Source organism: Pseudomonas sp. Ps21-P2, from assembly GCF_039672565.1.
Taxonomy (GTDB): Bacteria; Pseudomonadota; Gammaproteobacteria; order Pseudomonadales; family Pseudomonadaceae; genus Aquipseudomonas.
In genome coordinates this window covers 132287-151571 of the sequence record NZ_JBDFPL010000005.1, presented here as the reverse complement: position 1 = coordinate 151571, position 19285 = coordinate 132287, and the positions used below count along the sequence as shown (strand labels likewise).

Annotated in this window: 20 protein-coding genes; 9 read left to right on the top strand and 11 right to left on the bottom strand. The window is 61.6% G+C overall.

Annotated elements, in window-relative coordinates; genetic code table 11:
- Positions 1-3: 3 nt before the first annotated feature.
- The 3 genes from ABEH28_RS14405 to accB are packed head-to-tail and all read right to left on the bottom strand — an operon-like array spanning position 4 to position 2257.
- Positions 4-414 carry a hypothetical protein gene (locus ABEH28_RS14405; RefSeq protein WP_346630309.1) on the bottom strand — a complete coding sequence of 137 codons (411 nt, stop codon included), beginning with the start codon at positions 412-414 and terminating at the stop codon, positions 4-6.
- Positions 415-419: 5 nt separating this feature from the next.
- Positions 420-1775: an acetyl-CoA carboxylase biotin carboxylase subunit gene (accC, locus tag ABEH28_RS14400; protein ID WP_346630308.1), complete on the bottom strand. Its 1356-nt coding sequence runs from the start codon at positions 1773-1775 to the stop codon at positions 420-422.
- Positions 1776-1792: 17 nt separating this feature from the next.
- Complete coding sequence (gene accB / locus ABEH28_RS14395; protein ID WP_192174666.1) at positions 1793-2257, bottom strand: acetyl-CoA carboxylase biotin carboxyl carrier protein; 465 nt, start codon at positions 2255-2257, stop codon at positions 1793-1795.
- A gap of 492 nt (positions 2258-2749) precedes the next feature.
- Here accB and ABEH28_RS14390 point away from each other — a divergent pair, with 492 nt between their 5' ends.
- Positions 2750-4036 (top strand): OprD family porin, encoded by a 1287-nt coding sequence (locus ABEH28_RS14390; protein WP_346630498.1) that lies wholly within the window; start codon positions 2750-2752, stop codon positions 4034-4036.
- A 102-nt stretch (positions 4037-4138) separates the two neighbouring features.
- Here the strand turns inward: ABEH28_RS14390 and ABEH28_RS14385 are convergent, their stop codons facing one another.
- Both ABEH28_RS14385 and ABEH28_RS14380 read right to left on the bottom strand, forming a co-directional pair.
- Complete coding sequence (locus ABEH28_RS14385) at positions 4139-4783, bottom strand: dTMP kinase (protein ID WP_346630307.1); 645 nt, start codon at positions 4781-4783, stop codon at positions 4139-4141.
- A gap of 3 nt (positions 4784-4786) precedes the next feature.
- Positions 4787-5332 carry a glutathione peroxidase gene (locus ABEH28_RS14380; protein ID WP_346630306.1) on the bottom strand — a complete coding sequence of 182 codons (546 nt, stop codon included), beginning with the start codon at positions 5330-5332 and terminating at the stop codon, positions 4787-4789.
- 276 nt (positions 5333-5608) lie between these two features.
- Here ABEH28_RS14380 and ABEH28_RS14375 point away from each other — a divergent pair, with 276 nt between their 5' ends.
- The 3 genes from ABEH28_RS14375 (at position 5609) to ABEH28_RS14365 (ending at position 8113) form a co-directional block, all read left to right on the top strand.
- A complete protein-coding gene (locus tag ABEH28_RS14375; RefSeq protein WP_346630305.1) occupies positions 5609-7192 on the top strand; it encodes an EAL domain-containing protein in 1584 nt (527 codons plus the stop codon).
- Between the two features lie 197 nt (positions 7193-7389).
- The gene (locus ABEH28_RS14370) at positions 7390-7551 is read left to right on the top strand and encodes a hypothetical protein (protein WP_346626104.1); all 162 of its coding nucleotides are present in this window, start codon (positions 7390-7392) and stop codon (positions 7549-7551) included.
- A 340-nt stretch (positions 7552-7891) separates the two neighbouring features.
- Complete coding sequence (locus ABEH28_RS14365) at positions 7892-8113, top strand: phosphate-starvation-inducible PsiE family protein (RefSeq protein ID WP_346626156.1); 222 nt, start codon at positions 7892-7894, stop codon at positions 8111-8113.
- A gap of 144 nt (positions 8114-8257) precedes the next feature.
- Here the strand turns inward: ABEH28_RS14365 and ABEH28_RS14360 are convergent, their stop codons facing one another.
- The 3 genes from ABEH28_RS14360 to ABEH28_RS14350 form a co-directional block, all read right to left on the bottom strand.
- Complete coding sequence (locus ABEH28_RS14360) at positions 8258-9343, bottom strand: Gfo/Idh/MocA family oxidoreductase (protein ID WP_346626105.1); 1086 nt, start codon at positions 9341-9343, stop codon at positions 8258-8260.
- Positions 9344-9538: 195 nt separating this feature from the next.
- Positions 9539-10450, bottom strand: a complete 912-nt coding sequence (locus tag ABEH28_RS14355) for a LysR family transcriptional regulator (protein ID WP_346630304.1) — start codon at positions 10448-10450, stop codon at positions 9539-9541.
- Between the two features lie 55 nt (positions 10451-10505).
- Complete coding sequence (locus tag ABEH28_RS14350; protein WP_346626107.1) at positions 10506-11435, bottom strand: AraC family transcriptional regulator; 930 nt, start codon at positions 11433-11435, stop codon at positions 10506-10508.
- A 291-nt stretch (positions 11436-11726) separates the two neighbouring features.
- Here ABEH28_RS14350 and ABEH28_RS14345 point away from each other — a divergent pair, with 291 nt between their 5' ends.
- From ABEH28_RS14345 to ABEH28_RS14335, 3 genes are all read left to right on the top strand, one after another.
- Positions 11727-13040, top strand: coding sequence for a sugar ABC transporter substrate-binding protein (locus tag ABEH28_RS14345; RefSeq protein ID WP_346626108.1), 1314 nt, complete (start codon positions 11727-11729; stop codon positions 13038-13040).
- Between the two features lie 55 nt (positions 13041-13095).
- Positions 13096-13869: an L-iditol 2-dehydrogenase gene (locus tag ABEH28_RS14340; RefSeq protein ID WP_346626109.1), complete on the top strand. Its 774-nt coding sequence runs from the start codon at positions 13096-13098 to the stop codon at positions 13867-13869.
- Between the two features lie 171 nt (positions 13870-14040).
- Positions 14041-14823 (top strand): YkgJ family cysteine cluster protein, encoded by a 783-nt coding sequence (locus ABEH28_RS14335; protein ID WP_346630303.1) that lies wholly within the window; start codon positions 14041-14043, stop codon positions 14821-14823.
- 34 nt (positions 14824-14857) lie between these two features.
- Here ABEH28_RS14335 and ABEH28_RS14330 read toward each other — a convergent pair whose 3' ends face one another.
- Positions 14858-15814: a threonine dehydratase gene (locus ABEH28_RS14330; protein ID WP_346630302.1), complete on the bottom strand. Its 957-nt coding sequence runs from the start codon at positions 15812-15814 to the stop codon at positions 14858-14860.
- Positions 15815-15911: 97 nt separating this feature from the next.
- On the opposite strand from ABEH28_RS14330, the gene ABEH28_RS14325 reads away from it, so the two are divergent.
- Entirely contained in the window at positions 15912-16730 is an 819-nt protein-coding gene (locus ABEH28_RS14325; protein ID WP_346630301.1) for an AraC family transcriptional regulator, read from the top strand.
- A 22-nt stretch (positions 16731-16752) separates the two neighbouring features.
- Here ABEH28_RS14325 and ABEH28_RS14320 read toward each other — a convergent pair whose 3' ends face one another.
- On the bottom strand, positions 16753-17379 hold the full coding sequence (locus tag ABEH28_RS14320; protein ID WP_346630300.1) for a glutathione S-transferase: 627 nt from the start codon (positions 17377-17379) through the stop codon (positions 16753-16755).
- Positions 17380-17396: 17 nt separating this feature from the next.
- Positions 17397-17612: a DUF6434 domain-containing protein gene (locus ABEH28_RS14315; protein ID WP_346630299.1), complete on the bottom strand. Its 216-nt coding sequence runs from the start codon at positions 17610-17612 to the stop codon at positions 17397-17399.
- 195 nt (positions 17613-17807) lie between these two features.
- Here ABEH28_RS14315 and ABEH28_RS14310 point away from each other — a divergent pair, with 195 nt between their 5' ends.
- Positions 17808-19157: a sodium:proton antiporter gene (locus ABEH28_RS14310; RefSeq protein ID WP_346630298.1), complete on the top strand. Its 1350-nt coding sequence runs from the start codon at positions 17808-17810 to the stop codon at positions 19155-19157.
- Positions 19158-19285: the final 128 nt, after the last annotated feature.

Here is a 19285-nt window from a genome sequence, read left to right as displayed (position 1 = left end):
TTGTCATGCGTGGACCAGCGACAGCAGCGCCGTGCCGTACTCGACCCGTTGCTGTTCGTCGACCATGAACGCTTTCACGGTGCCCGCTGCGGTGGCGGTGACCGGCAGCAAAACGTCGCCGACCTGAATCAAGCCGATCAATGTACCCACGGCGATCACATCGCCGGGCTGCACTTCAGGCGTGTCGCGGCCGGGATGGCGGGACAGGAAGCGTCCGCAGACCGTGGCCATGGCACCTATTCGGGTCGCGGGCGCAGCGGGTTCCGCTGCCTGGGCCGTCACCGCAGCCCCGGACGCGACGCGATTGAGCGGACGGGTCAGGCGCAGGCTGAAGTCGCCGCTGTGCAACTCGAACTGCGCCAGGTTGGCGCTGCTGATCCATTCCACGATCTGTCGAATCTTGCTGATGTGCATCGCGCTTACTCCGCTTGCCGTCGGGCCTTGAGCCAACGTTCCAGATGATGGATGTCCACCGAGCCCGCGCAGAAATCCGGGTCTTGAAGGATGTCGCGATGGAGCGCGACGTTACTGCTGATGCCTTCGATGCGCAGCTGCGAGAGCGCCGTGCGCATACGCGCCAGCGCTTCGTGGCGGGTCGCGCCGTGGGTGATGACCTTGGCAATCATGGAGTCGTAGTACGGGGGCACCTGGTAGCCGGCGGTTACATGGGAATCGACGCGCACGCCCATGCCGCCGGGGACTTCCCAACGCGTTATGCGCCCTGGGGTGGGAATGAAGGTCTGCGGATCCTCGGCGTTGATGCGGCACTCCAGCGCATGACCCAGCGTGTGGATGTCGCGCTGTTCGAAAGTCAGCGGTTCCCCCATCGCCATGCGCAGTTGCTGTTGAACGATGTCGATACCCGTGGTCAATTCGGTCACCGGGTGCTCGACCTGCAAGCGGGTATTCATCTCGATGAAATAGAACTCGTCGTCTTCGAACAGGAATTCGAAGGTGCCCACCCCGCGGTAGCCGATCTGTTGGCAGGCCCGCACGCAACGCTCGCCGACGGCCGCCAGCAGCGCTGCATCGATACCCGGCGCCGGCGCCTCCTCGAGCACTTTCTGATGACGGCGCTGTTGCGAACAATCACGGCTGCCCAGCCACACGCCCCGGCCATGGTTATCGCACAGCACCTGGATCTCGACATGGCGCGGATGGCCGAGGAATTTCTCGATATACAGCTCGGGATTGCCGAAGGCCCGTCGGGCTTCCTCACGGGTGACGCTGACGGCCGGCAGCAGATCCTCACTGCGCTCGACTTTGCGCATGCCGCGCCCGCCGCCCCCGCCTGCGGCCTTGACGATCACCGGATAACCGATTTCGTCGCCGATGCGCTGGATCAGCAACGGATCGTCCGGCAACGCGCCTTCGGGTCCCGGCACGCAGGGCACGCCAGCCTTGCGCATGGCACGCTTGGCCGCCACCTTGTCGCCCATTTGCCGAATGCATGTGGCGGTCGGCCCGATAAAGGTCATGCCGGCGGCTTCGACACGCTCACTGAAGTCTGCGTTCTCGGACAGGAAGCCATAGCCGGGGTGGATGGCCTGGGCGCCGGAGGCCTGTGCCGCATAGATGATCGCTTGCTGATTCAGGTAGCTCTGTCCGGGCGCGGCCGGGCCGATGCACAAGGCTTCGTCGGCATACTGCAGGTAAGACGCCTGGGCATCGGCCTGGGAATAGACCATGACGGTTTTCAAGCCGAGGCCGTGGCACGCGCGCTGAATGCGCAGGGCAATTTCACCGCGGTTGGCGATCAGTACTGTGTCGAACATGGGAAACCTGCCTGGGGCTAAATGAGGTCGAACAGCGGCTGACCGGATTCCACTTCGGTGCCGCCCGCTGCGAGGATCGCGTTGACCTGCCCGGCGCGGATGGCCGTGACCTGATGAAACATCTTCATCGCCTCGACGATGCACAGTGTCTGCCCCGCGGTCACGGCATCACCGATTGCCACGAACGGCGGCTCATCCGGCGAAGGGGTCAGGTGCAGGACGCCGTACAGCGGCGAACACACCGGTTGGCGGACCGGCTCCGAATGACTCACATCTGCCGGGGCGTTTGCCGGTGCATTTGCGGGCGCCGCAGCAGGCTCGACGGTTGGTTGAACAGCGGTGGTTTCGACGACGGGCGTTGCGACAGGCGCTCCGGCATGGCGGCTCAGCGTGACCGTCGTGCCGCCTTCGCTAAGCGTCAGTGCGCTCAGATCGGACTCGGCAAGCAGGTCGATCAGTTGTTTGATGCGCTGTTGATCCATCTCTTTTTTCTGCCTCTTGCTCGCTCGGCCGAGCGGTCATGACTCGGGTCTGCCGCCAATGTACCGAGGCTGCCGGGTGGCACGCCAAGAGCCTTTATAACTGGAGCAATAAGCCCGACTTATGACCGCTTTTGCACCGGCCATCACGGCGCTGCACTTATTAAATGCACAACGCACATCCATAAGTGTTTGTTATCCAGCCAGAGCGAAGTTGTCTTAACCCGCCGATTAAAACTTTGCGTAGTTTTGCGCTGTGCCGAGAACAGCAAGACGTGACACAGATCACGCAAAGGAAACGCTGCCTGCAACGGCGGGCAATTAATAACAGGGGCTGACTCAGCGCCGTAATCGGTTATTCCTGCGCACTACCGCGCACGCTCAACACTGCCAATCGCACGGTATTCCACACTTCATGCAACGGCATTAGGTAGCATCATGACCTTGATTAAATACTCCACGGGGATTCTCGGCTTGCTGGCCGCTCACAATGCGATGGCAGCAGGTTTAATCGATGACAGCCACACGACGTTATTGGCTCGTAACTTCTACAGTAACGCCGATAACCGCGATGGCGCCGCAGCGCCTAATTACACTCAAGAGTGGGGCCAGGGCTTTATTCTGAACTTCGCCTCCGGCTTCACCCAGGGTCCCGTCGGTTTTGGTGTCGACGCCGTGGGCATGCTGGGGATCAAGCTGGACTCAGGCAAGGGCGTGCACTACAACCCCACCGGCAGCGCTCGTCAGGGCAACATCTTCCCTACCGACGGCGATGGCCGTGCGGTCGACGACTTCAGCAGCGTCGGCATGACCCTCAAGGCCCTGGTCTCGAAAACCGAGTTCCGTTACGGCACCCTGCAACCGAAGCTGCCGATCCTGATCGCCAGTGATCGTCTGGTCTGGCAAACCTTTCAGGGTGCCCAGGTAGAGTCGCGGGAGATCGATAACCTGACCCTCACCGCCGGCCGTATCGACAAGGTCAAAGAGCGCGGTTCAACCGATGAAGAAGGTCTTTCGATCGCGGGGTCGAATGCCAAGTTTGACCCGGTCAATCCAGGCATCAATACCACGCGCAGCACCTATTCCCATGAATTCTGGTATGGCGGCGGTTCATACAAAGCCACCCCTGATTTGACCCTACAGTACTATTACGCCAACTTGACCAACTTTTACAAACAGCACTTTCTGGGTGCCTTATATGGTCTTCAGTTGGGGCCGGGACGTTTAACGTCGGATATTCGTCATTGGGACAACAGCTCCGATGGCCGTAACGGTAATGACCCTGATTACTTCAGTACGGGCTATTACGGCAACGGTGTGACCCGCGGCAAAGTCGACAGCCGTTTGACCAGTGGGCTGTTTACTTACACCTTGGGCGCGCACGCTGTTTCTGCGGGTTACCAACAAGTCAACGGCAGCAGCGATGCCGTCTGGCTCAACGAAGGCGCAGGCACCACCAGCTACTTCATGACGGAAACCATGTCCGGTAAATTCCAGCGAGCCGGCGAGCGCGCCTGGCAGTTGCGCTACGCCTATGACTTCGCCGGAATGGGCTTCCCGGGCTGGTCGCTGAAGACGGTCTATACCAATGGCGATCACATCAAGACCGCTGCCGCCGACGGCAAGGAATGGACCCGCGACACGACGCTGGCCTACGTGGTGCAATCCGGCCCCGCCAAAGGCCTGAGCACCGCCGTTCGCCAGGGCGTGTTCCGCACCGACATGCAGCGCGACACCGACGAATACCGGGTCATTATCGACTACCCGATCTCGTTGTTTTGAGACGACGCCGCGCACTTCAGGGGTGCGCCTTGCTAACCCCGAGCTATCCGGGTCAAGGCGACAGTGCAAAGCTGTCGCCCTGTCACCTCCAAGCATTCCGGATTACGCTGAAACGGGCACGCTCCACGGCGCAAACCCTCGAAGCACGTTGTCAATCTCCGAGACCACCTGCTTCGTTGCCTCCTCGATCAGCCCTTCATTGCGACACAACACCCAGCCGTTCTCTGAAACCGCCCGCTCGAACGCCTGGGTGCACGCAGCGTGTTCGTCCAGTGAGTGAATCACCGTACTGCTCAACCCACGGCGTCGAGCGGCGGCCCTCCCCCATGAAATCTCCGCCGCAGTGACCACCCCGACGTGCAAGTCCGGCACGCGCACATCCCGATCAATGTTCAACTGCAAAATCTCTGCGAACGGGACCAGCCGGCGAAAGGCGGCATCGGACGGGTACCAGCGATCCATAAGGATGATGCTGTCGGCGGTCTGCTTCGTCAGGACGTTTCGGGAAATCCAGCCACGGCTGTCAGCAAGACGCTTACACACCTCCCACTCCAGATCCCGGTCGGGGTGTCTGACGAGTTGATTGACGAGCGCCATTGTTTCACCCCGGTGGGGGTCACTTTTGCTCTCGCACAGCCGAATCACTTTCTTGTGGTCAGCCCTCACAGATTTCGTCACGGCTTCCAGGAGGGTGGTTTTACCCACCCCCTTTGGCCCATCCAGAGAAACAAACAGCGGATGGTTCATGCTTTAAACAGCGAGGGCTTCATCAATGGCGGCAGTCAGCCGTGGATCATCCGCCGTCACATCCGGCGCAAAGCGGCCAATCACCTTGCCGTCTCGCCCGATCAGGAATTTCTCGAAATTCCACAGCACGTCGGTGCCTGCGCCGCTTTCAATGCCGTAGCCCCTGAGGCGTTCACGGAACGGCCCGTCGCCGGTGGCAGCGGGCTGGGCGGCGGTGAGTTCGCGGTAGAGCGGGTGCGTATCATCGCCGGCAACCGATATCTTCGAAAACAGCGGGAAGTGCACGTCATAGGTGGTCGAGCAAAACGACTGGATGTCGCTGTCGCTGCCAGGCTCCTGCTCTTTGAAGTTGTTGGCCGGAAAGCCCAGCACTTCAAGACCGGCGTCTTTCTTGCCTTGGTAAAGGCTTTCAAGCCCTTCGTATTGTGGCGTCAGTCCGCATTTGGAAGCCACGTTCACCACCAGCAGCACTTTGCCCTTGTACTGGCCCAGAGTGGCCGGCGTGCCATCGATTTGCTTGAGGGGAATGTCGTACAGAGAATCCGTCATGGGTGGCTCCTGCTTGCTGGGTCGGGATGTCTGGACCAACCTCATCGGTCAGCCTTTAGGGACACCTTAAAGCATGCTGCCGATGATTCGTTGATGTTTTTCGCCCTCCTCCCAAGGCTTTGTCAGAGAGGCAGAACATGGTTCGGCCCTTTCCTCGTTCGAGCGGAGATACCGTTCAGCGTCCCGGGCGTAATTCTTCGATCAACGGTCAGAACCTATGTGACAGTATGGCAGTCTGACATCACATATTATTTTCTCGGCCCTGCGAGGCCTGACATGAATGACCTGCACCGCCGCAACCCGTGTCGCCTGCCTGTACTGCTGTTGATCACGCTGTCCACGGTGATCGCACTTTCCATCGTGTGGGAATTCGAGCTCGAAGCCTGGGTGATGCGCTGGCTCGCCTTGCCCTATGACACTGACTTTGAAGACGCCGAAAGATGGCGATTCGTCCTCACTGTCACAGGGTTTTCCCTGATCTCGTTGATCATCCCGACGATCCTGCTCAAACGCCTGATCGCCAACGCCCAGTCCAGCTTCCGCGGACTGAAACAGGCACAGGCGCAGACTGAAACCCTGGCCACCTATGACTCGCTCAGTGGGCTGATCAACCGGCGCATCTTCATGGACATGGTTCGCAATCAGCTCGGTTTGAAGCGGCCTGCGGCAGTCATGCTCATCGATCTGGACCACTTCAAGGCGGTCAATGATCAGCACGGCCACGCCGCCGGCGATACGGTGCTCGTGGAAATAGCGCGCAGGCTCGAAGCCATCGCCGACGATAACGGCGGCGTGGCGGTGCGCCTGGGCGGTGATGAGTTCTGCCTGCTGTTTCTCACGTTCAAACACCAGGCCGAGCTCTGCCAGATCGCCGAGGCGGCTGTGTCCGGGCTTGGCGCGCCATTGTCCGGCGCCGTCGAGCCTTCGGCGTTGGGCGCCACCATTGGCATTGCACGGTCGTGGACCGACGCACAGGAGGCTTCGGCGTTGCTGCACTGCGCCGACACGGCGATGTACCGAGGCAAGAAGGACGGACGGTCGACCTACAACTTCTACGACAGCGAATACGAAAAGCAGCGCCGGGCTCAGGCCGACCTTGAACTGGCACTGAGACGGGCGGTTGAAGCAGACGAAATCGTGCCCTACTTCCAGCCCATCGTGGCGCTCCCTTCTCAGGAGGTTGTGGGGTTTGAAGTCCTCGCACGCTGGCTCAAGCCCGACGGCAGCACCGCCACACCGGCCGACTTCATTCCGGTGCTGGAGCGCCTGGGATTGATCCCGGCCATGACCCGCTCGCTGATCAGCCAAGCCTGTCGCGCCGCGAATCGTTGGGACGATCACCTGCGCTTGTCCATGAACGTCAGCGCCGCCATGGTGACCGACGCGCTGTTTCCCGATCAGTTGCTGGAGCAACTGCGGCAAGAGCAGTTTGCGTTTCACCGCTTCGAAGTCGAAATCACCGAGGAAGCCCTGGTCGGCAATCTGGACGTGGCGCGGCAGAACCTGAGCAAATTGCACGAGCACGGCATTACGGTGGCGCTGGATGACTTCGGTATCGGGTATTCCAGCCTGTATCACCTGACCCGCCTGTCCATCGACAAGATCAAAATAGACCGGTCGTTCTTTGAACCCGGGCAAACCGATCACCTGCCCATGGTCGAAGCGATCCTGGGCATGGCGCGCAGCCTGAAAATGCAGGTCACGGCCGAAGGCGTCGAGGAGTTCCACCTGCCCCATCTGCCGTCCTGGCTGGCCAACAGCGGATGTGATTATGCCCAGGGCTACCTCTACGGCCGCCCGAAGCCTGCTTCGAGTCTGTTCTGCTACAACCACCCATCGTTTGCCCAGCTGGCAGGCTGAGGCATCGTCGGCATGTGCGCGGGTCATAGCGTCTGCGCTTCCGGGTCTTCGCGGGCCAGTCGGCGCGGCTCAGTCAGTGCGGTTTGAAATGCACTGAACGCTGGCGCCGGCCTTGACTCCAAATCTTGCCCCGACGCTCACGGCCAACGTGTCGCGTCGGCGAGCATTCGAATCATCTGCCAGATCAAGGAATTCCCATGACCGATCCACGCAATGTCGCCCACGACAAAAAAGTCCAGCAAGAAAAGAAGAACCACGGCGAAGAAGTCGCACCGGATGCCGTGCACGCACCGCAGCCAGGCATGAAGCCCGCGCTCAAGCACGATGATGATGCTGCAGAGCAAGAAGAACAGGCGTGAATCAGGCGCTGAACCGAGCCTGATATCAGCGTTTGGCGGCGCTGACTGACGTCAGTTGCCGCTGTATTTCCTCTTCCCCTTGTCATTATTCGTAAGTTCCCCCGCACAGCCCCTGCACTTGGCCATCATCTGCCTGAAAGCATGACAGGGCACCACCTCCTCTTGAAAGCATCGGCGCGGTCCCTATCTTGGGCTTCTGTATTCGGTTTGAACCGGACAGGAGCCAGTCTCCTGCTGCCTGCGAGAGAGAGAAGGAGGCCAGATCATGCGCGGCAATGCCGTCAACCACCCAAAATCCGACCCATCTTCCGTCAAGCACCCGGGCGCCCAGTGGCGGTTGATGAGTGCCTACGAGCGCTTCGAGCAACTGGTGGTCATCGCCCTCAGTTTGATCATCGCCGTGGTGATTCTCATCGCGCTACTGGCGCTGAGCCGGAAGTTCGTCATCCTCGACACCCTGACCACGCCGACGTCGACCATTGCCGCGCTGGGCTTCGCGACCCTGGTGCTTGGCGTGGTCTGCTGGTTGCTGGGCAAGCGAGACCTGTCGGCGCAGGATTAGCGGCCTGGCATCCGGGCAGGACTGCCCTCCCATGCCTTTGCCGATCGGTTGCGTGAACACTTCCCCGCGTTGCACCCCAGGTGGTTCAAAGCTGACTGACACAACCGAATGGCCGGAAGGCGCCGATGAGTAGCGGCCTTGGGCTCACCCGTTGAAGAACGTCCGGGACGCTTCGGTGATCCGGTCGATCAGGCGATGCTGGCGGAGGGCGTCTTCAAAGCGGGTCGCGTTGCTGGAGCCCGTGGCTTTGTCCTCGGCATAGGCGGCGTAGAGGTAGGCCACGTCCTGCGCACTGGCATCGAGGTGTGACACGTCAAGGGGCTGGTATTGCGCAGGGATCGGCAATTCCACGAACCTGTCGCTGCCGCCGGTCATCGACGCAATAGCATTGTCGTGAGTGTTCTGGAAACCGCGCGGATTGGTGATCCGCAGCGCGCCCTCCGTGCCGGTGATGTCGATCTGCAGGCCGGTTTTGTGGTCCTGGCCTCCCTCGAGCTGAACCGAGAACAAGCCGCCCCCAGGCAGCGTGCCGATGATCATGACTTCGTTCGGGGCGTCATAGGGAATCTGCTCGCCGGTTTCCTCAATTGTGGTGACCGGGAATTGAGTCTGCGCAACCGCCGCGAGCATTTGTGGGAAGCCAACGCCATGAAACAGCATGTCGTGAAAGTGCCCGCCGTAGATCGACAACAGGTGGGTGAAGTTTTCGGTGTTGACCGCCCACTTGGCAAATGCCGGCATGACCGCACCGAATGCGTCCACGCCCACCGACATTCGCACCGCCCTGATGCTGCCGATGTGACCCTGCCGGATCAGGTCGTGCCAATACCGCGAACTCGGCGAGAAGCGGCGCTGCAGGCCGATGATATGGCTGATGCCTCTGGCGTTGGCCATTTCCAGGATCTGCTCCGATTGCGCGGTGGTAGTGGACAGCGGCCATTCGCAGTACACGTCTTTGCCCGCCTCGATCACCTTTTGGGTAAGCCGACCGTGTTCGGGCGTGGGCGCCAGCACCACCACAAGGTCAACGTCGGGATGGCTGACCAGTTCATCGGCGTTGTCGAACGCGTGGCGGATCTTGAAATCATCGGCATAGCCGCGCACCTTTTGCAGGTCACGACCGGAAAGCGCCACCACCTCGAATGCGTCAAGGGATTGCAGGGCAGGAATGTGTCCGTAGCGCGCCCACCCGCCGGTGCCGATGATGCCGACGCGGATTTTATGAGTCATTGAGCGTTCCTCTGTTCATGAAAGTGACGAGCGAGGCACCTGCGAGTCCTGCATTGCCGGAGCGAGCGGGAGATCGCGCAGAGGCACAACGCGCTGGTGAAACAGAGTAGGCGTTCTCAGGTAGACGATTAAGAGGGTCAAGCGTCCATGCATAGGTGACGAATGTGTCCGCAATGGGTAAAGAAACGGCCGGGCTTAGCCAGCCTTTTCAATCACCAGGCCGCGGGCAAAATGAGCGACGACGAAGTCCACGAAAACCCTGACCCTGGGCGCCATTTGCCGGCTGCTCGGCCAGACAATATGAAAGGTGCTCGCGCCTGTCAGGTGCGTCGGGAGCAACGTCTGAAGCTGCCCGTTTGCCACCGCATCCCGGACCGCGAAATCGGGCAGACACGCAATCCCGCGACCCGCTTTGGCCATGTACAGCAAGGCAGCGACATCGCTGCAGATCATGGCGACGGGCAGTTGACCCACGGTTGACCGGGCGGCGGTCTGTTTGAAAGGCCATTGATACAGCTTTCCCGAATTCTGCCAGCGGTAGTGAAGGCACGCATGGTCCAGCAGGTCTGCGGGGCTGGACGGCACACCGTGAGCGTTGAGGTACCCAGGCGCGGCGACGATGCAGGCGCGGTATGGGCCCAAAGGCCGGGACTTGAGCCGGGAGTCGCTTAGATCGGTGCCCCGGATGACGACGTCGAACCCCTCCTCGATCACATCCACCAGCCGGTCAGTAAAGTCCAGGTCCAGCTCGATCTCAGGGTAGGCCTGCATGAAATCGGCGATAACCGGCAGCGGCAGCCCTCCCGCCAGGGCCAGCCCGACGCGCAACCGACCTCGCGGGCGCCCGGTCATCGCGGACATGTGGTCTTCGGCGGCCTGGACTTCGTCGAGGATGCGCCGGCACCGCTGCAGAAACTCCTCGCCTTCCGAGGTGAGGCGAACGGTGCGAGTGCTCCGCTGAAACAGCCGCACCCCCATCCGCGCCTCCAACCGGGAGATGCTTTTACTCACCGCAGAAGCAGAAATGCCCAAACTGCGTCCGGTGGCAACAAAGCTCTGGGTTTGTGCTGTCTGGACAAAAATTTCCAGCCCGCCCAGTGCGTTCAATCTGTCCAACCGTGCCTCGCTTGCGACATTCGATAGAAGGTGTGATGAAGAATAACTAAGACGCCTTCGACGTGTTCAAGTTGAACAATGTCGCTGCCGTGCCTCTTCGATAGTCGGTCGGCGTCTGGTTCATCTCGTAGCGGAAGTGTCGGTTGAAGTTCGACAGGTTGATGTAACCCACTTCAAAACAGACATCGGCGATGGACATCTGTGTCTGCAGCAACAACCGGCAGGCTTTCTGAATGCGCAGCTTGCGCATCAGGTCGATAAACCCGTGGCCCGTCGCGCGCTTGAAGAACCGCGAGAACCCCGGCTCGCTCATGTGCAGTCGCTCGGCGATCACAGACAGCCTAATATCCCCCGTCAGCTCCCGTTGCAGGTAGTCGAACGCCCGATGAACCCGCTCGGCGCTTTTGGCATCCAGAGCAGGCGCGTAGCACGAACTCGCCAGCGTGCGAGCTTCACGGGCAGGCGCTGTGCTCAGGATGTTGAGCAGATCGAGAAACAGCAGCAGGCGCGGCAACCCCTGCGCCATGCCGATGCGTTCAAGCAGCTCCGCCGCCTGAATTGCTGTACCGCCGGTAAATTCCAGCCCGCGGCGGGCGCGGTCAAACAACCCCTGCAATTCGCCCAGTTCAGGCAGCGTCTCGCGCAGCGCCAGCAACGTAGCGCCGTCGAATTGCAGCACGACGTCCCGGCCTTGCAGGTGCTCCCCCGGCGCCAGATCGCCCATCCAGTCATGGGGCAGATCAGGGCCGATCAGCGCGACATGGCCGGGGCCGAAAGCGCCGATGTAATCGCCCGCCACCAGTTTGCCGCTGCCTTTGCGGATCAGATGGATTTCGTACTCGGGATGATGATTCCACCGCGCGAGCGGATAGGGATAGTCGTGCTCGTACCAGCGAAAACTCTGCTGGGGCGCCGGCAGGATGATTTCCAGCTCGGCAGGCAGCTGCTCGAATAAGGCGGTTCGGCTTTCAGGCATGTCTGCCCCTTTTTTGTCGTTGTTGGCGCGAGCGTCCACACACCATACCCCTCTTGCTTCCCCCTGCTCCACCTCGCCTGTCACTGCGCGCTGATACTTTTTTAGCCGGGCGCACGGCTGGGCTGCACGGTTAAAAAAGCATCAGTGGGACATCCTCAGCGTGTTTGTTGCAGCGCGTGCGAGCTGCTGTAATCGGCACGCCACTGCCCCGAAGTGAGACGTCAGAGGGACCGGTAGTGCTCAAAAACAACAATAACGATTCCGCGCCACCGGCGTGGAATGGAGATCACCATGAAGATCACCCATCACGCGCTGCTGCTGTCTGCCGGTCTGTCCCTGGCGGGCATCAGTCAGGCTGCCGAGACGATCACCATCGCCACCGTCAACAACAACGACATGATCCGCATGCAGCGGCTCTCCAGGGTATTCGAAGAGCAGCACCCGGACATCAAGCTCAATTGGGTGGTGCTTGAAGAAAACGTCCTGCGCCAACGACTGACCACCGACATCGCCACCCAGGGCGGCCAGTTCGATGTGTTGACCATCGGCACCTATGAGACGCCGTTGTGGGGCGCAAAAGGCTGGCTGGAACCGATGAAGGATTTGCCGGCCAGCTACGACCTGGACGACATCATCCCGTCCGTGCGCCAGGGCCTGTCGGTCAACGCCACCCTGTATGCATTGCCCTTCTATGGCGAGAGCACGGTGACCTACTACCGCACCGACCTGTTCAAACAGGCCGGGCTGAGCATGCCCGAGCGCCCGACCTGGACCCAGCTCGGCGAGTTCGCCGCCAAACTGCATCACCCGGATCAAGGTCAGTACGGCATGTGCCTGAGGGGCAAGGCCGGTTGGGGCGAGAACATGGCCTTGCTGACCACCGTGGCCAACGCATTTGGCGCCCGCTGGTTCGACGAACAATGGCAACCCCAGTTGACCAGCCCCGAGTGGACGGCCGCTGCCAACTTCTACGTCAATACGCTGAAAAACTACGGCCCGCCCGGCGTCTCCAGCAACGGCTTCAATGAAACCCTGGCGCTGTTCAACAGCGGCAAATGCGCAATCTGGGTCGATGCCAGCGTGGCAGGCTCGTTCACCACCGACAAAGAACAGAGCCGGGTCGTGGACAGCGTGGGTTTTGCCCCGGCGCCCGTTGAAGTGACCGACAAGGGTTCGTCCTGGCTGTACGCCTGGTCCCTGGCGATCCCCGCGACCTCCAAACACAAAGATGCCGCCAAGACGTTCACCACCTGGGCCACCTCCAAGGAATACATCCAGCTGGTCGCGCAGAAGGATGGCATCACCAACGTGCCGCCAGGCACCCGCACCTCCACCTACAGCGACGCGTACCTCAAGGCCGCGCCGTTCGCCAAAGTGACACTGGAAATGATGAAGCACGCCGACCCGACACACCCGTCGGCCCAGCCTGTGCCCTACGTCGGCATCCAGTACGTGACCATCGCGGAATTCCAGGCGATCGGCACGTCCGTGGGCAAACTCTTTTCGGCCGCGCTCACCGGCCAGACCACTGTCGAGCAAGCCCTGGCGGCCGCGCAGTCGACGACGGAGCGGGAACTGAAACGCGCCGGTTACCCGAAAAAATAAATGCCCTGTCGGCAGCCCGCTGCCGCCTCTTTCTGCATAACGGATGACTCTTTCAATGAAACGACTCGAAGGTAAAAGCGCACTGATCACAGGTTCAGCCCGGGGTATCGGGCGTGCCTACGCCGAAGCCTACATTCGCGAAGGCGCGACAGTGGCCATCGCCGACATCAATCTGGAGCGCGCGACCCAGACCGCCACCGAACTGGGCGCCAGTGCCTACCCGGTGAGGATGGATGTCACCGATCAATCGTCCATCGACGCGGCCATTGCGGCCGTCGTCGCCACCACCGGCAAGCTGGATATCCTGATCAACAACGCTGCATTGTTTGATTTGGCGCCCATCACGGACATCACCCGCGAGAGTTACGAGCGGCTGTTCTCCATCAATGTGGCCGGCACGTTGTTCACCCTTCAGGCGGCGGCCAGGCAGATGATCGCCCAGGGTCATGGCGGCAAAATTATCAATATGGCGAGCCAGGCCGGCCGGCGTGGCGAGGCACTGGTGGGCGTTTACTGCGCGACCAAGGCCGCGGTCATCAGCCTGACCCAGTCAGCGGGACTGAACCTCATCAAGCACCGGATCAACGTCAATGCGATCGCCCCGGGCGTCGTCGACGGCGAGCACTGGGATGGTGTGGACGCGCTGTTTGCCAAACACGAGGGCCGGCCGCTGGGCGAGAAGAAGCGGCTCGTCGGTGCCGAAGTGCCCTACGGCCGCATGGGCACTGCCCAGGACCTGACCGGCATGGCGATCTTTCTGGCGTCGGCCGAGAGCGATTATGTCGTCGCCCAGACCTACAACGTTGATGGCGGTAACTGGATGAGTTGAGCCCAAGGAGTGACCTCCAGGATATCGGGCATTGCTTTGCATCGGGCCTTACGCGACCCGGTGGAATTGAATATACCGAGACCGGCCTCTTCCCGGCTGAAGCCGACTCCACTGACTGATCGCGCACATCCCGTTATGATTGACCGCTCAATGAAAAGGGACGCAGGTCACATGGACATCAGAGGATCAGGCGTCATCGCCACAGCCAAAGGCCTCGCGATAGACGCCGACGTCCGTTTCGAATGCGTCGGCTGTGGGGGGTGCTGCCGTGGCCGCTTCGTGCCTTTGACCCTGAGCGAAGCCGTGACCTGGCTGAAACGCGGCGATCCTGTCGGGGTATTGCTTGAGGCATTCGACGATTCACTCTGGCCGGTCGACTCACCCGAATATGCCTACAACGCCGGGCGATCCGCGCCGGTCACCGGCGGTTCGGGTACGCTGCGGGTGACGGTGATTCTGGCGGCCAACGCGATTCCTGAATGCCCGAACCTTCAAAAAGACGGGCTCTGCTCGGTGTATCTTGAGCGGCCGCTGGTGTGCCGGATCTACCCGATGGAGATCAGTCCTTTCATTGAGCTGAAACCTGAAGCCAAGGACTGCCCGCCGGAAAGCTGGCAACAGGGCAGCCTGCTGGCCTCGGATCAGGGGTTGGCGATGCTGGTCCAGCAATCCCGCCAGACCGACCGCGAGGATGCCCGGCGCAAAGTGGCAGTGTGCGAAAGCCTGGGCCTGACCGTCGCCGGCTGGAAAGGCAACGGTCTGGTGATTCACCAGCCCTCGGTCGAAACACTGCTCGCCGCCTGCGAAAGCGCTGAGGTCAATGCCGGCCCCGCTGCTCAAGCCTGGCAGATCAAGGCAGAAGACCCGGGGTTGAGGGCTTATCTCCACGCTCAGTCCGTGCCCCTGGCTGACTCACCCAGCGACGATTACATCTTCCACCCACTGCCCCGCTGAACGGCCGCCGCTGAACCGCTTGCAGCTTGCCGCCTCAGCCTATTACCCGCGCATACACCCCCCGGTCCACATTCCCCCCGGACAGAATGACACCGACCTTCTTCCCTGCCATGGCCCGGCGTTCCTGGATGAGCGCCGCCAGTGCAGCGGCCCCTGCGCCCTCCGCGAGGTTATGGGTGTCGGTGTAATAGACGCGCATGGCCTCGGCGATTTCTTCCTCGCTGACGGCGACAATGCGCTCCGCCCCGGTTCGATAGATCGCGAAGGCCGCAGGAATGGGCCGGCGTACGGCGAGGCCGTCGGCGAAGGTGTTCGCCGACGGGGTCTGCAAAATAGTGCCTTCCTCGAACGACCATTTGGCGGCCGCTGCCTCGGTGGAGACCACACCGACCACCCGGGTCTGCAGGCCCAGCGCGTCACGGGCGGCAATGACGCCGCAAATGCCCGACCCACAGCCGATCGGCACGTAAACAGTGTCCAGATCGGGCGCGGCCCTGAACAACTCCAGCCCATAGGTGGCCACGCCCTTGAGCAACTCGATGTGGAATGGCGGGACCAGGTAGTGCCCATGCAGATCCGCCAGCCGCGCGGCCTCTTCCCGGGCTTCGTCGAAATCCCGGCCGCATTCGATGACGGTGCCGCCAAGTGCACGCATGGCGTTGTTCTTCTCCGGCGAGTTGCCTTCGGGCACCACGATCGACGCACTCAAGCCCAGCGCGGTGGCGGCCAGCGCCAGGCTCTGACCGTGGTTGCCCCGCGTCGCCGTGACGATGCCTCTGACGGTCGGGTACGTGCGCTTGAGCCAGTGCATGAACGTAATTCCGCCGCGCACCTTGAACGCTCCGGTGGGCGTGTGGTTTTCGTGCTTGACCCACACCGTGCTGTTAAGCCGCTCGGCCAGTAACGGCCACGGGTATTGGGCGGTGGCCGGCATGACCTCGTACACCTGGCGAGCGGCCTGTTCGATATCGTCCCGTGTCAGTCCGTGCATGGGCTGTCTCCTCGAAAATGTGGCCCAGTCTAGGCAGACGCTCACCCCGCCGGCTTTCAAAAAACTGACCTGACTTTTGCTGGATCACTTGATTACTATGAGGGCCATGACACCGACAAAACGCCCGCCCCACCCGCTCCCGTCTGAACCGGTTCGCCGTGTCGAAGCAGGCCCGTGGATGATCGAATTGCTGCCTGCCGCCGGTTATGCCACGCGCTACGTGGCGACCCAGGCGGCGATCGGCTTTGCCTTCGAAAGCCAGCGTGGTCTGCACGCCATCGGCAGCGACCGGGTGCAGCCCTTCGACGCAGTGCCCAACGGCCTGGCGTTCGTGCCCGCCGGGTGCGACGTGTTATCGGAGTCGCCCGCGGGCGGTGAATACCTGCGGCTGCTGCGCACCGACGGGCTTGCTCTGAAGGGGGATCACGCTTTCAACAACCGCATCGATGCTCAGTCGATCACCCTGGCCATGAGGATGCGCGCGGCATTGTTGCAGCGCTCGGCGGCGGATGACTGGGAGGGCTGGGCGCTGGCCCTTGCTGAACGAGCCGATAACAAGAGCGCTTTCGACGCGCCGCTGCAAGGCTCGATCAACGGCAGCCGGATGCGCAGACTCGATGAGTTCATCGACGCCGGCATCGACGGCCCGCTGGGGGTGCAGGCCATGGCGCAGATGCTGGGGTTGTCCGAGGGTTATTTCATTCGGGCGTTCAAGCACACCACGGGCAGGAGCCCGCACAGTTACCTGATCGACCGGCGTATGGCGAAGGCCCGGGCCCTGATGCGCGATTCAAACGCGCGACTGGCAGAGATCGCCCACGCCTGCGGCTTCAGCTCCCAGGCGCATATGGCAACGGCGTTTCGGCTGCGCATGGGCATCAGCCCGGCGAAGCTGCGCAACCAGTCGTCGTTGTGATTCATCAACCGCTGATCTCACCTCACCAGCCGTGCCGCTGCAGCACCGCCTTGATAACGGGGTGATGATCGACGACTTCCAGGGACCCATAAAACTCGGGGCGGGATGCCCGGAGGTGTTCCCGCGCCCCACTCCACTGGCTGACCACGCAGGCGAGAATTTCGACGGCGCCTGGGGCATGGGGATGCCAAGCCACCGGGTTGTAAAACACATCGGCGAACACCTCCCACTGACTGTGCAGCTTGCTCCGTGCGCCTGCGACCAATCGGTCTAATTGGCCAGGCTCGGCGTCAGGCAGCCACCGCTCCGGATAATCGATCAGGCCGATGGACGCATAACAATTGGTGGTGAGGTACGCCAGGGCCCGCAGTTGCTGGGCACGCTCAAGGGCCTCTGAAGACAGCAAGCCGGACAGCGGAAAGGCCAGGCCCAGGTGCGTGAGAATGGCTGCGCTCTCCGTCATCACTCCGCCGTCGGGGATGACCAGCGTCGGCACCTGCATCAACGGGTTCAGGCGCTTCAGCTCGTCCTGCCCTGCACCGGCTTCCCATGAACTTGCGCCCATCAAGCGGTAATCGGCGCCGCACAGCGTGAGCGCGATCTCAATAGCGGCCGAGCCGGATCTGTCGGCCCCAAATAATCTGAACATGCTGTCTCCCGCTCTCATCAGGCTGTATTGCCGTGGCGCCGCTGCCATTCATCCGCAACATCGCCCAGGGTCTTGGCGCTGTCGTTGCGTATCCAGGCCATGAAGTCGCGGTCGAACTTGAAGGCCGGCCCGCACTGCGCGGTCATGAACCGGCGCACGTTCTGGGTATTGCGGTAATCCGGGGTGACAGGGGTGTCTCGGGAAAGCGATTCGCTGTGCCAATCGAAGGCCATGGGGACTTGGTCCAAGTAAGGGGGGGCGCCGCACAGTCTAGTCGGGAAATACGTATGGGTCAGACCGAGCGACAGGCGACAGGCGACAGGCAAGGCAGTGCGCCGGTCGCGGGATCCATTCCACATTTATTTCAACTATCCCCCCCTCTCACAGTCACACAGTCATTCCCGCCCATTGACTGATGATGTATCCGCATGAGTTTCATTCTTTGCATGACCGTCTTCGGTGTCCTCCTGATGCTGCTGGCACTGACTTCTTCTTACCTGCGCTGGCTGCCGGTCACGACGTCGGCGGTGTGTCTGGCGTTTGGCGCCGCGATCGGGCCCTGGGGCCTGGACATCGCGCAGCTCGACGTTCGCGATGCACGCCACTGGCTTGAACGCCTGACTGAAATCGCTGTGCTGTTTTCCCTGTTCAACACCGGCATGAAGCTGCGCCTGCCCCTGCACCGTGGCGCCTGGCATTCGGCGTATTTGCTGGCCGGGCCGGTGATGCTGGCGACCATTGCCGGCGTCAGCCTGACCGCCCATTACGTGTTCGGCCTGTCATGGCCGATCGCGCTGTTGCTCGGCGCCATGCTCTCGCCCACCGACCCGGTGCTGGCGGGGCTGGTCCAGGTCAACAGCGCCCAGGACCTGGACCGGGTGCGCTTCGGCCTGTCCGGTGAGGCCGGGCTCAACGACGGCACAGCGTTCCCCTTCGTGATTTTCGCCCTGATGTTCATCACCCACGGTTTTTCGGATTTCGACTGGACCCAGGGCTGGCTGCTGAAAAACATCATCTGGGGCGTGCCCGTCGGGCTGATGCTGGGTTACGGCCTGGGCCGTGGCGTCGGCCATTTGATGATCTACCTGCGCATCAAGAACGCCGACAGCACCCTGTCGCCGAATGACTTCCTCGCCCTGGCGCTGATTGCCATTGCCTACGTCACTGCCGAAGGCCTGGGCGCCTACGGATTCCTGGCGGTGTTCGCGGCGGGCATTGGCGTGCGTCACGCCGAGTCCAACACCACCCAGTCGGAAGTGCCGTCGGAACACGTGGCCATTCCGGTGGTGGGACACACCCACAGCGATCCGGAGTCGGCGATCATGGGTGACCGTGATTCGCTGTCCGACAGTCAACTCGCCGCCGGCGTGATGATGGGCGACATGATGGTGTTCGGCAGCCTGGTGGAGCGCGCCATGGAGGTGCTGCTGATCACCCTTCTCGGCGCGGCCCTCGCCAGTTACTGGGACTGGCGCGCCGTCGGTCTGGGCCTGGCGTTGTTCTGCGTGATCCGGCCCTTGAGCGTGTGGCTGCTGATCAGTGGCAAATTACTGACTCGGCCGCAGAAAGCGCTGGTGGGTTGGTTCGGCATTCGCGGCATCGGCACGCTGTATTACCTGTGCTATGCGCTGACCCATGGCCTGCCGACCGAGGCGGTCCACACCACCATCAGCCTGACGCTGTCGGTGGTTGCGCTGAGCATTCTTTTGCACGGGATCAGCATTCAGCCGCTGCTGGAGCGCTACGAGCGCAGCATCACCAAAGACAGCAAAGACTAGCGCAGGGATCGCGACCGCATTGATTTGCAGAGCTGGCCTTGTGACTAAAACCCTCGTGATAGACAGCGTCGATGACCCTATCGGAACAAGCGATTGGACGCTCAAGAGCCCGATCGGTAGCGTGCTCA